This is a genomic window from Mesorhizobium amorphae CCNWGS0123, from assembly GCF_001686985.1.
GTDB lineage: Bacteria > Pseudomonadota > Alphaproteobacteria > Rhizobiales > Rhizobiaceae > Mesorhizobium > Mesorhizobium amorphae.
On the sequence record NZ_CP015318.1, the window covers coordinates 194,071 to 206,575 of the forward strand.

The window sequence follows — 12,505 nt, forward strand, 5'->3', positions numbered from 1 at the left end:
ACGGTCCTCAGGCGAGAATTCTAAAAGACGTTCAACAATGACCCAGCACGTACAAAACGCGCGAATTCTAATGTACAGCCACGACACGTTCGGGCTCGGCCACTTGCAGCGCTGCCGGACGATCGCGCATTCGCTGGTCGAGGATTTCCGCGGACTTCAGGTGCTTATCATTTCGGGTGCGCCTATCGCCGGCGCCTTCGACTACCGCGCCCGTGTCGACTTCGTGAAGATCCCCAGCGTCATCAAGTTGCGCAACGGCGAGTATACCTCGCTGGAAAAGGATATCGATCTGCATGAGACGCTGAGGATGCGCCAGTCGATCATCCGCCACACAGCCGAGACCTTCCGGCCGGATATCTTCATCGTCGACAAGGAACCGCTCGGCCTGCGCGGTGAGATCGAGGACACGCTGTCCTACCTCAAGACGCGGGGCACCACGCTCGTGCTTGGCCTGCGTGAGGTGATGGACGCGCCGCATCTGCTCGAAGCAGAGTGGGCACGCAGGGATGTGATGCGCAAGATAGGCCTGTTCTACGACAAGGTCTGGGCCTATGGTCCGCCGGATTTCTACGATCCGTTGACCGGCCTGGATGTGCCACCGGCTGTCAGGGCAAAGATGAAGTTCGTCGGTTTCCTGCAACGGAGCCTGCAGAAGAACGAGTTGCCCGGCCACCGGCCCGAGGGCGACTATATCCTCGTTACCACCGGTGGCGGCGGTGATGGCGGTGAACTGATCCACGACGTCATCGATGCCTATCAGCAGGATCCGCAGTTGCAGCATAGGGCGCTGATCGTGCTTGGGCCTTACATGCCGGCGCGCAAGCGCAACAAGCTGCTCAGGAAAGGGTCCAAGATCCCCTATATCAAGATGATCGAGTTCGACAATCGCATGGAAGAGCTGATTGCCGGCGCCAAGGCGGTAGTGGCGATGGGCGGTTACAACACCTATTGCGAGATACTGTCTTTCGACAAGCCGGCGCTGATCGTGCCGCGCGTCAAGCCTCGCGAGGAACAACTGATCCGAGCACGGCGCGCAGCCGAACTCGGCCTCATCGAGATGCTTTTGCCGGAAGAAGCCGAGGATTCCCGGCGGTTTGCCAATGCACTGAAGGTGCTGCCGGACCGACCCCGCCCATCGCAGAGCAATCCCCATCTGACGCTGGAAGGGCTGCCTCATATTTCCGAAATCGTCGCGGAACTGCTCGACCGGCGGGCCGGCCATCACCTTTCGGTCATTGAAGGCATGAACTGAGTTGCAACACCGCAAGATCGTCGTGGTTCTGAAGGGCTATCCGCGGCTGTCGGAAACCTTCATCGCGCAGGAACTGCTTGGTCTGGAGCGCGCGGGGTTCGACCTGATACTCGTCGCGCTCAGGCGGCCGACCGACGCAAAACGCCACCCCGTGCATGACGAGATCAAAGCACCCGTCCATTATCTGCCGGAATATCTGCATGAGGAGCCGTTGCGCGTGGTTCGCTCGCTGTTTGCCTATCTGCTGCGGCCGAGCTTCTGGCGCGCGCTCGGATTGCTGGCTACCGATATCCCCCGCGACTTTACGCGCAATCGCGCGCGACGCTTTGGGCAAGCGCTCGTGCTGGCGGCCGAATGGCCGGAAGACGCGGGCTGGCTGCATGCACATTTCGCGCACACGCCGGCGTCGGTGACGCGCTATGCCAGCCAGCTTCGTGGCCTGCCCTGGAGCTGCTCGGCCCATGCCAAGGACATCTGGACTTCGGCGGACTGGGATCTGGCTGGCAAGCTTTCCTCGGCGCGCTGGACGGTCACTTGCACGAAAACGGGCTTCGACCGGCTGAAAAAACTCGCCAACGGCAACTCGTCCGTGCATCTGAGCTATCATGGGCTCGACCTTGATCGCTTCGGCAGTTTCGGCGAGGCGCGAAAGCAGCATGACGGCTCGGCGCCGGACGAACCGGTTATCGTTCTGAGTGTCGGGCGCGCCGTTGAAAAGAAAGGTTACGATACCTTGCTGGAGGCCCTTGCCCTCTTGCCTGGCGATTTGGCGTGGCGTTTCGAGCATATCGGCGGCGGCGAGGAACTGGAACGGCTCAAGGCGCTGGCGCAAAAGCTCGGACTGGATGGTCGCGTCTCGTGGAAAGGCGCGCTTGCGCAGCAGGAGGTGCTTGAGCACTACCGCTGCGCGGACATCTTCGCCCTGGCCTGCAGGATCACCGCAGATGGCGACCGGGACGGTCTGCCGAATGTTCTGGTGGAGGCAGCTAGCCAGCGGCTTGCCTGCGTGTCGACCGATATTTCCGGTGTGCCGGAGCTTTTATCGCCGGATGAAACCGGGCTGCTGGTTCCGATGGAAAACCCAATTGCCCTGGCACAGGCGCTGGAGCGCCTGATCCGTGATCCCGTGCTGCGCGCCCGCCTCGGCGACGCCGCAGAGCGGCGCGTGCGCGGCAATTTCGATCATACGGCAAGCATTGGACAGCTCAAGGAACTGTTCGAGCGGGAGTGGCGGGCCGCCGAATGAAGCGGCTGCGCGCTTTCTTCTATGTCCAGCACCTGCTCGGTATCGGCCATCTCGCGCGCGCCAGCCGCATTGCGGCGGCTCTGGTCGATGACGGGTTTGACGTAACCGTCGTGACCGGCGGAGCGCCGATCGCGGGGTTTCCGGGACCAGGTGTAAAGTCTGTAACCCTGCCACCTGTCACCTCCGGTGATGAAGGGTTTTCCGGTCTTGTCGACCTGCAGGGCAAACCCATCGACGATGATTTCAAGAAATCGCGTTCAGAGATGCTGCTGCAGGCATTCCGGGATTGCAGGCCTGATATCGTCATTGTCGAGGCGTTTCCATTTGGACGCCGGCAGATGCGTTTCGAACTCTTGCCGCTGATCGAGGCCATCGACGCGGCGTTGCCCAGGCCGCTGCTGGCGACGTCCGTCCGCGATATCCTTCAGGAGCGCGTCAAGCCGGGCCGAGACGAGGAAACGGTCGATCTCATCAACAGGCATTTCGACCTGGTTATAGTCCACGGCGACCCGGCTTTCGCAACCATCGACAAGACATTTCCACTGGCTGGGGCGATCAGGGCCGAGATCACCTACACAGGGCTCGTTGCCGCGCCGCCGGCGCCCGCGGCTTCCGAGCGCTTCGACGTGCTGGTGTCGGTTGGCGGCGGGGCTGCTGGAAAGAACCTTGTCAGATCCACCATCGCAGCTGCGCGGAATGCCAACAACGCTTCGAAATGGTGTTTGATCACCGGCCCAAACCTGCCGAAAGACGAGTTTGACGCGATTGCACGCGATGCCACGCCGGGTCTGTCCATCTTCCGGTTCCGCGAGGATTTCGCCAGCCTGCTGACCGGCGCCCGCCTGTCAGTCTCGCAGGCGGGTTACAACACGGTCTGCGATGTCCTGCGCGCGGGTTGTCGCTCCCTGCTCGTTCCATTTGTAGCCGGCGGGGAAACCGAACAGACGTTTCGCGCCTTGATGCTCGAAAAACTCGGTCTTGCAACGGTGCTGATGGAACAGAACCTGACGCCTGAAGGTTTGGCGCAAGCGATCGAACGGGCGCTTGTGGGACCGACGCCATCCGCGCATCGTCTCGATCTGGAAGGCGCGCGTCGCTCGGCGCAAATCCTGCGCGAGCGGTATCGAACCTGGTCCCCGAAATCCTAACGCGAGTCGCGCTTCAAACAGTTCCGATCAGCATGAAGCGCGTATAATTTTTTGTCGGCAGTTCACCGGAGAACCTGATCTCCCGCAGCGCCGCCATGGCTTCGAAGGCTGCAAGTGAGGCCACGCAGTTGATGTGCGTTGGCTCGCTGAAATAATCGTTCGATTGCAGCAGCACATTCGTGCCCCGCGGAAGCAGAGCAAGCCAGGCGGGCAGATCGGCTATGTGTTCGCAGCTCGTATTGACCACAAGGTCGGGCCGCCCGGCAGCATAGTCGAGTGCATACATATCTGCCGTCAGCGCCCTGAACCGGTCGCCGGCTTCCCGGTTGAGGGTCCGGGCGACCGCCCCGACTTCGGGATCGATGTCGATGCTGTCGACCGCCGCGATGTCGAAGCGGGCGTCGTTGAAAAGCATTACCGGCAATACGCCGTACCATCCACCCAGAACCCATATGCGACCGAACTGGCCGCCGCAGCTTTCGTACAGCCTGTCGAGCGCCCACATCTTGCAGGCGACCTGCTTGTGGTTGAAAGCGTTGGCGATATCGGCCTGCGGATGCTTGGCGATGACGCGCGCCAGCCCTGCCACGAGAGGGCATTTGACATAGGCAGCAATTCCCCGCGTGAGGTCCAGGGTCTGCTCGTGCCCGTCCATGCCGGCATTGCGTGGTTGCGTGACATCCATCATATTCGTCTTGTATGTTGGGATTTCGGGCGACGCAATCTTGCCTCCCGCAAGGCTGTTTGATCCGCGGACGTGATTATGCTGCAAGCCGCTTCGCCATTGCCCGGTGCCGGAGAGAGCCGCTTGCATCTGTCCGGACCATCGGCGTCCATCCGCCAGCACCAGCCGCGCAGCTGCGGCCTCGTGCTCGGCTCTTCGCAAAAACCTAACGGAAGCCGCGAAGCATTTGAGCCCAGGACAATTTCCGTGCACCGCAGCTTCGACGTAGAAATTGCCGATACGCCATTCGCCAGCAGGTGCTTTTACATCCTGCGTCCTTCCAACTGAAGGGTCCACAGTCGCATATGGAACCCAGCCTAGCCCGTTATATCTGGACGCACACCAAGAAGCAGCAGATCTGGATATTGATGATCGTCCTGCTTTCGATGATCCCGTATTTCATGTCCTTCGACCTGCCGAAGCTGATCGTCAACGGCCCGATCCAAGGTAGGGGCTTCGAGCAACCGGGCGCGACCCAGCCATTCATGAGGCTACACTATGACCTGCCGTTCATTGGTGAGGTCCTGTTCTTCTCCGGTTTTCAGCTCGACCGCACGTCGACGCTGTTTGCCCTGAGCCTTGTGTTCCTCTTGCTGGTCGTCATCAACGGCCTGTTCAAACTCTACATCAACACCTACAAGGGCCGCCTCGGCGAACGCATGTTGAGGCGTATCCGTTTCGACCTGGTCGATCGTGTGCTGCGGTTTCCGCCGGTTTACTTCAAGCGGGTGAAATCCGCCGAAGTGGCAACCATGGTGAAGGACGAGGTGGAGCCGCTTGGAGGCTTCATCGGCGATGCCTTCGTGCAGCCGGTGCTGCTCGGTGGCCAGGCGCTGACGGCCATGCTGTTCATCATGGTCCAGAACGTCTGGCTCGGAATGATTGCAGTCGTGATCGTGGTGATCCAGATCGTGCTCATCCCACGAATGCGGCGGCGGCTGATCGTGCTTGGACGCGAGCGGCAGTTGACGGCGCGCGCGCTTTCGGGCCGGGTTGGCGAAATCGTCGACGGCATCGGCGCGGTTCACGTCCACGATACATCAAACTACGAGCGCGCCGACATAGCTGCCCGGCTCGGGCTCATCTTCAAGATCCGCTTCGATCTTTACCAATGGAAATTCATGGTGAAGTTCCTCAACAATTTTTTGGCACAGCTCACGCCCTTTCTGTTCTACATGATCGGCGGGTATCTGGTCATCCAGGGGCGGCTGGACGTCGGCCAGCTCGTGGCCGTGATCGGCGCCTACAAGGACCTGCCCGGACCGATGAAGGAACTGATCGACTGGGATCAGGCGCGGCAGGATGTCCAGGTCAAATATCAGCAGGTCGTTGAACAGTTTACCGTTGAGGATCTCATTGCGCCGAGAATCGGGGCATTGACGATCGACGATCCCGCTCCGATGACCAACCCACTGTCGGCGACCGGTCTGTCCATAGCAGACGATGGCGGTGCAATGCTCCTTAATCGTATCTCCCTCCAGGTCAGGCCGGGTGAGACGGTGGCGCTGGTCAGTACCGCGACAGGTGGAGCGGAGGCGCTTGCAGAAGCCTTCGCGCGGCTGACCTGGCCGGACAGCGGAAGGATCGCTTCGGGCGCCGACGACCTGCTTGAACTCCCCGAAGCAGTGACCGGCCGGCGCATGTCCTATGCCTCGTCGGATGTTTTCCTGTTCCAGGCAAGCCTCCGCGATAACCTGCTCTACGGTTTGAAGCATGCGCCGCTGACATCGGTGCCTTATGAAGGTGCAGCGGCAGACCAGCGCCGCTGGAACGTCGACGAGGCGCGCCGGTCGGGCAATCCGGAGCTTGATATCCACAGCGACTGGGTCAACTACGCTTCCGCCGGCGCTACCGGCCCGCACGACCTCTTTGAAGCCGTGCGCCGGGTGCTCGACGCGGTTGTCCTGTCGCGCGACATTCTGGATCTTGGCTTGCGCTCTTCGGCCGACCTCACGCGTCACACGGAGCTTGCCAGGCGGATCGTCGAACTGCGTGCGGCGCTGCGAACCCGGCTGGAACACGAAGGGCTGAGCGGACTGGTGGCTCCTTTCGAGCCAGGCGCCTACAACAAGGAAGCAACGATCGGCCAAAACCTGCTCTTCGGCGCTGCCGCCGGCCCCGAACTTGCCGACAGGGCTCTGGCGGCCAATCCCTATTTTGCTTCTGTGCTGAAGCAAGCCGGCCTCGACCGCACGCTCTACGAAATGGGCATGGAGATCGCCGAACAGGCGATCGAGCTGTTTGCCGACCTGCCGCCCGATCACCAGTTCTTCCAGCAGCTCGCCTTCATGAGCGCCGAGGAGATACCCGCCTACGAAACCTTGCTGCAACGGCTCAAGAACCGTCCCTACGAGGCGGTTTCGGAGACCGACCGCGCCATGATCGTCACCTTGAGCTTTGCCTATATCGAGCCCCGGCACCGCTTCGGTCTGCTGAGCGACGAGCTGATGAGCAAGATCGTCGCTGCACGCAACCGGTTCTATGAAAACCTGCCGCCCGAGCTGCAAAATGCGATCGAACGGTATGATCCTGCCAAATACATTGCCGCGGCCACCGTCATGGATAATGTCCTGTTCGGGCGTGTGGGCAACAACCATCCCGACGCGCCGGACCGCATACGCTCCATCGTCTATGACATTCTTGATGAACTGGGTCTTTATGCCGAACTTCTGGATGTCGGCCTGGACTTCAACGTCGGCGCCGGCGGCAGGCGGCTGACCGGTGGCCAGCGACAGAAGCTCGATGTTGCCCGAGCCCTGCTCAAGCGTCCTGATTTTCTCATTCTCAACCGGCCGCTGTCGGCGCTCGATCAGCGCATGCAGGATAAGGTGCTGCGAAACGTGCTCGAGGAAGCCAGACGCGACGGCCATTCGCCGGCAATTGTGTGGGTTGTGACGAACCCGGCAATGGCAATGATGTTCGATCGCGTCATCGTCTTCGACTCGGGTCAATTGGTGGAAGACGGAACACACGAGACACTTTTGGCGGGAAGGGGTATCTTTAAGGAACTGCTGTCATAGAGCATTGGACATTCAGATGGGATCATTTTGCCGGTGGGAACTTGCTGCAAGTTCAAGGGGAGGTTTCGGCCGATCGGGCTCGCCACCTTTCGCGTGGTTCGTCTCGCCATCCGGAAACAGAATTGATTCCATCTGGGTGTCGGTTGTTCTAGTCTCGCAGACGTAAATTTTGGGAAGGTTTGCGACAATGCTGCTCAAGGATGAGGTTGGAATGCTGCAACGCGTTCCCTTGTTCTCCGGCATAGAGCCGACAAAGCTCAAGCTGCTTGCGTTCACATCCGATCGCGTGAGCTACAGCGCCGGCCAAATCCTTTTCCGGCAGGGCGACGAGGGAGACGCCGCCTATGTCATTCTTTCAGGCAGCGCGGATATTCTGGTCGATTCCGACAGCGGACCGATAAAAGTTGCCGAACTGGTGCCAAATTCGATTGTTGGCGAGATCGCCATATTGTGCAACAGCTCCCGCACGGCCACCGTCAGAGCCGCAAGTCCGGTGGAAGCCTTGAGAATCCGCAAGGATCATTTCCTGAGGCTTATGAAGGAGTTCCCGGAAATGACCATCGAGATGGTGCGGGTTCTTGCCGATCGCCTAAGCCATACGACCGCGGATCTGATCGACGCACGAAGCGCCAAATAACGAATGACCTTGCGCTTAATCCTCGCCGTCGTGATGGCACTGGCTACCATAGGCGACTGGACTGCGAAGGGGTAGCATGGACGACGACGTTTTCCTGGTCAGGTTTTGGGGCGTGCGCGGCAGCATTTCGGTATCGGGGCCAGAATTCTCTCGCTATGGCGGCAACACAATCTGCATTGAGATGCGATGCGGTAAGCATACGCTTCTGTTCGACGCGGGCTCTGGCCTACGGCCTGCCGGCTGGGCGCTTCAGGCGTCGGGCGTGACCGATTTCGACCTGTTTTTCACCCATTGCCATTACGATCACATCATCGGGCTGCCGGCTTTCAAGCCGATCTATGACCGGAGCGTCAAGGTCAGGCTCTGGTCCGGGCATCTTGCAGGACGCATGACGACCCGGCAGATGGTCGATGAGTTCATGCGGCCGCCATGGTTTCCGGTGAAACTCGATATCTGCAAGGCAAGCATCGACTGTCGCGATTTCGTATCCGGAGACGTGCTTCGGCCGCGCGAAGGGGTGGTGGTCCGAACCGGCAGTCTTAACCATCCGGGCGGCTGCGTAGGCTATCGGGTCGAATGGGGCGGCCGCGTCGTCGCGGTGATCACAGACACTGAGCACGAGCCGGACAAACTCGATCAGACGGTGCTCGGCCTGATCCAAGATGCCGACCTCGTCATTTACGATTGCGCCTACACCGAGGAGGAAATGGAACGCCGCCGCGGTAACGGACACTCGACATGGCAACAGGGCGTCAAGCTCTGTGAGGCGGCCGGTGCGCGGGAGCTTGCGCTGTTTCACCACGATCCGACACGCACCGACGAGGAACTGGACGAGATCGAGAAACTGGCCAAGGACAGGTTTGCCGGCGCTTTTGCCGCGCGGGATGGCCAGACGGTCAAATTTCCAGTCTCATTGCACAAAAAGCGCTGAGCTATTTTCCTCTCTTTGTTTGAGCATGATCTTATCCGAAAACCGGATTCCACTTTTTGCGGGATCATGCTCCCGCGGCGCTGCGCCCGATCAATGTCCTGATCGAAAGCCATGCGCAGGCTTCAGTCCGTGCGGTGACTGTGAACAGCCGTTCGAGGAAAAGCCAGGCCAATTCATCATGTACGAGATGGTGGGTGAGCAGGCCGACCGGTTCGCCGCCGTCGAATGCATGTTGCAATTGCGCGATGATAGCCTGAACCAATAGGCCATGATCGCGGCAGCCGCGCGTGCCGTGCCAATCCATGATGTCGACATTGCTGTTGATGACCGCCAGTGAAGCCGGCTTCGGCGGCCCAAAGACCGACAATGCCGAAAATCCTATCGATCCAAGGTCGGATACCAAGCCGGCGTCGATCCTGTTCCAGGGTGGCACCAGCATCGGAACGGCACGTGCGCCGTGCAGGCCGGTTACGTGCGACAGCCCGCGAGCCAGTTCATCGAGCACCGCCTCGCGTGGCCGATGCGCGCCGAGCTCCTGCTTTTTCTGGTCCTCGGGCGCATGATTTCGGTGCGCCCAGCCATGGATGGCGATCGTGGCATGCGGCGCCTCTTCAAGCCGGACCACAAGCTTCTCGTCGGTCTGGGCCGGAATGACGGCCAGAGTGACCGGAACCGCGAATTGACCGGTGAGGTCGAGCAGCCGATCAAGCGCAGGCGTCGGATCCACGGCGTCGTCGTCGCGCAGCCAGAACTCTGCCTTGCGGCCCGCCCTTTGCCGGCGCACCAGCTCTTCCACCAGGGGCTGCCAGATCTGATCGGATGTCATGAAGCCGATATCTTCGAAATAAGTTCGGCCAGACGCGCTGCTGCACCGTCGAGGGACCGCTCCTCGAGGACGAAACGTCTGGCTTCCGCGGCCATGATGATTCTTTCGTCGTTATGGGCCAGAAGCCTTGCAATGGCGGAAGCGAAGGCCGCCACATCGCCCGGCGGGGTGAGAAACCCGGTCTGGCCATCCCGCACGACCTCCGGCACGCCGGCAATGTCCTGAGCCACCACCGGAAGGCCGGCGGCCTGTGCTTCAAGATAGGCAACGCCATAGGCCTCGCCGTAACCCGGCCAGAGGTAAATTCCCCCACGGTAGAGGACATCGGGCACGGCGGCTGGCTCAATCGCACCAAGCCATTCGATACGGTCGGCGGGCAAGCCGGCGAATTGCGCTCTGACCTCATCACGGGCAGGCCCGTCACCGACGACCGACATGGTCCAGGGCAGGTGGCCAATCCGACCGAGCGCTTGCGCCAGCATGCGATAGCTTTCGACTTTGTCGCCCGAGCGCATCATGGCGACGGTAACGAGACGCGTCGGACAACCCCGTACCGGCAATTCCTGGAATACCGATGTGTCGATGAAGGGCGAAAGCATACCGAGAGCGGCGTCGGGAATGGCATTCGTCAGCCCCTGACGATCCCTTTGTGTGAAGCAGATGTTCAGCGCCGCCTGTTTGATGGCTCGCGCCACCAACGCCTGGCTATCGGCCCACAAGCCGGTGTTGCGCCGCCTGGAATAGGAGGCTTCCGCTGTCACATAGGGGACAGCAAAGGCCGACGCCAGCTCGGGTCCGATCAGGTCGGGCGCCTTGTAGTAGGGATGATAGGAGAACCAGAGATCGGGCTTGCCGTCACGATCCCAAAGCTTGGTTAGCCGCGCGGCCTCCCCTCGGACCTCGATCTTGAGCGCATCGAAACTTTCCGGCTCCGGCCGGCGTAGATAGATGCGCAACTCGGATGCCAGTTCGACGCTATGCCCGCCATGCTCCAGCGCCTTGACCAGCATCCGTGCCATCTGGCGGTCGCCGGAGACAACGGGATGATTGGGCGACTTCAGCGGCGCGTAGAAGGCAATTCGCATCGCGCGATCCTATCATCGCAAAGCCTGCGCAAGTCAATTTCGACGCGTGATCGACTTCACCTTCAAGTGCTGGGATGTGCTATCTGATGCTCATGGAAACAGCTGTCGCGTCCGACCCGTTTGTCGCTTCTTTGCCGGTCTTCGCAAAGTTCGAAAGCGTTGCCGATATCGATAATTATCGGCCTCTCCCCGATGGCTGGGCGCTGGCCACCGCCGACATCGTCGGCTCGACCAAGGCGATCGGGGCCGGGCGCTATAAAACCGTCAATATGGCCGGCGCCAGCGTCATTTCGGCGCTGCTCAATGCGCTGGGTCGGCAAGATCTTCCCTATGTCTTCGGCGGCGACGGCGCACTCGTGGCGTTTCCCGGCTCGGCGCTGGAGATCGCCCGTAACGCGCTGGCGGCTGTCCAGAGATGGGTGGCGGACGAACTGGACCTGACCTTGCGAGCGGCAATCGTGCCGATAAAGGATATAAGAGCGCAAGGCCTCGACGTTCGCGTGGCGAGGTTCCAGGCCTCCGAAGCGGCCTTCTATGCCATGTTCGCCGGCGGTGGCGGCAGTTGGGCGGAAGCCGAGATGAAAGCGGGGCGCTACCGCATCGATCCTGCGCCGGCCGGCGCGCGGCCGGATCTGACCGGCCTCTCCTGCCGCTGGAACCCGATCGAAGCCCGGCACGGCGAAATTGTCTCGATCATAGCCATACCGGGGGCTTCGCGAGACTTGCGCGGTTTTCAGTTTCTGGCTTCCGACATCATCGCCCTTGCCGGCAGGCAGGAACGCGATGGCCACCCGGTGCCGGTAGACGGGCCGGCCTACAGTCTTCTGCCCGCCGGCCTCGATGTCGAGGCGCGGGCCACGGCGCCGCCAGGGCGGCGGTGGCTGGCGAAGCTCTGGGTGATGTTCCTGATGACGCTTACGGCCGTCACCGATAGATTTGGCTGGACGATCGGCCGTTTCGATCCGAAGGTCTATAAACGCGAGGTGGCCAGCAATTCGGATTTCCGGAAGTTCGACGACGGCTTGAAGATGACCATCGACGTTGAAGCGGATGTGTTGCAACGGATCGAGAGCCGGCTGAAACAGGCGGAAGAAGCGGGCATCTGCAACTATGGCCTGCACCGCCAGAAATCGGCCTTGATGACATGCCTCGTCATCTCGCCGCTGCAGCCCGATCACGTTCATTTCATCGATGGCGCCGACGGCGGCTATGCGATGGCTGCCGCAAGCCTGAAGGCGAAGGCGCCGGTCCGATGACGGCTTACAGAAATCGATTGAGGATTTCGATGCTGTCGTCGTTGCAACCGACCACGACGCGATCGACTGTCAGGCGATCGCTGATCACGCTCTTCTGATCGTCGACACACGCAATGTTTTTGGCCGCCTCGGACTAGCCCGAGAGACGGTAGTGAAGGCCTGACGGCGTCTAAGCCGGCCAATTTTTCGCCCGATGTCAGGATCGTGGTTGCACTCCGCCGGCTGCCTCGCCACATAATGTTGCAGGTGATAGATGCAGTTTACGCCTGCTTCCTTCCTGCAAGGACAGTCATTCTGGACATTCTTCGACGGCTTTTGCCAGCGAAGCCAGCTTCATTGACTTCGAGGGCGTGGCAAAATCAAAGGAGATGGCTCGTCTT

General features: G+C 60.7%; 10 protein-coding genes. 7 read left to right on the plus strand and 3 right to left on the minus strand.

Annotated elements, in window-relative coordinates:
* Positions 1-37: 37 nt before the first annotated feature.
* The 3 genes from A6B35_RS00885 to A6B35_RS00895 are packed head-to-tail and all read left to right on the plus strand — an operon-like array spanning position 38 to position 3,646.
* On the plus strand, positions 38-1,252 hold the full coding sequence (locus A6B35_RS00885; RefSeq protein WP_006200270.1) for a glycosyltransferase family protein: 1,215 nt from the start codon (positions 38-40) through the stop codon (positions 1,250-1,252).
* 1 nt (position 1,253) lies between these two features.
* Complete coding sequence (locus tag A6B35_RS00890; protein WP_006200271.1) at positions 1,254-2,498, plus strand: glycosyltransferase; 1,245 nt, start codon at positions 1,254-1,256, stop codon at positions 2,496-2,498.
* Positions 2,495-3,646: a glycosyltransferase family protein gene (locus tag A6B35_RS00895; protein ID WP_006200272.1), complete on the plus strand. Its 1,152-nt coding sequence runs from the start codon at positions 2,495-2,497 to the stop codon at positions 3,644-3,646. The genes A6B35_RS00890 and A6B35_RS00895 overlap by 4 nt, the downstream gene beginning before the upstream one ends.
* 13 nt (positions 3,647-3,659) lie before the next feature.
* Here A6B35_RS00895 and A6B35_RS00900 read toward each other — a convergent pair whose 3' ends face one another.
* Positions 3,660-4,331 (minus strand): class I SAM-dependent methyltransferase, encoded by a 672-nt coding sequence (locus A6B35_RS00900; protein WP_081482062.1) that lies wholly within the window; start codon positions 4,329-4,331, stop codon positions 3,660-3,662.
* A gap of 344 nt (positions 4,332-4,675) precedes the next feature.
* Here A6B35_RS00900 and A6B35_RS00905 point away from each other — a divergent pair, with 344 nt between their 5' ends.
* The 3 genes from A6B35_RS00905 (at position 4,676) to A6B35_RS00915 (ending at position 8,958) form a co-directional block, all read left to right on the plus strand.
* A complete protein-coding gene (locus tag A6B35_RS00905; RefSeq protein WP_006200273.1) occupies positions 4,676-7,390 on the plus strand; it encodes an ABC transporter transmembrane domain-containing protein in 2,715 nt (904 codons plus the stop codon).
* Positions 7,391-7,577: 187 nt separating this feature from the next.
* The gene (locus A6B35_RS00910) at positions 7,578-8,027 is read left to right on the plus strand and encodes a cyclic nucleotide-binding domain-containing protein (protein WP_006200274.1); all 450 of its coding nucleotides are present in this window, start codon (positions 7,578-7,580) and stop codon (positions 8,025-8,027) included.
* A gap of 76 nt (positions 8,028-8,103) precedes the next feature.
* Positions 8,104-8,958, plus strand: a complete 855-nt coding sequence (locus A6B35_RS00915) for an MBL fold metallo-hydrolase (RefSeq protein WP_006200275.1) — start codon at positions 8,104-8,106, stop codon at positions 8,956-8,958.
* Between the two features lie 64 nt (positions 8,959-9,022).
* Here the strand turns inward: A6B35_RS00915 and A6B35_RS00920 are convergent, their stop codons facing one another.
* Both A6B35_RS00920 and A6B35_RS00925 read right to left on the minus strand, forming a co-directional pair.
* Positions 9,023-9,784, minus strand: coding sequence for a polysaccharide deacetylase family protein (locus A6B35_RS00920; protein WP_006200276.1), 762 nt, complete (start codon positions 9,782-9,784; stop codon positions 9,023-9,025).
* Positions 9,781-10,869, minus strand: a complete 1,089-nt coding sequence (locus A6B35_RS00925) for a glycosyltransferase family 4 protein (RefSeq protein ID WP_006200277.1) — start codon at positions 10,867-10,869, stop codon at positions 9,781-9,783. The genes A6B35_RS00920 and A6B35_RS00925 overlap by 4 nt, the downstream gene beginning before the upstream one ends.
* Before the next feature lie 74 nt (positions 10,870-10,943).
* Between A6B35_RS00925 and A6B35_RS00930 the strand changes: the two genes are divergently transcribed.
* Complete coding sequence (locus A6B35_RS00930) at positions 10,944-12,125, plus strand: DUF3095 domain-containing protein (protein ID WP_006200278.1); 1,182 nt, start codon at positions 10,944-10,946, stop codon at positions 12,123-12,125.
* The last annotated feature ends 380 nt before the right edge of the window (positions 12,126-12,505 follow it).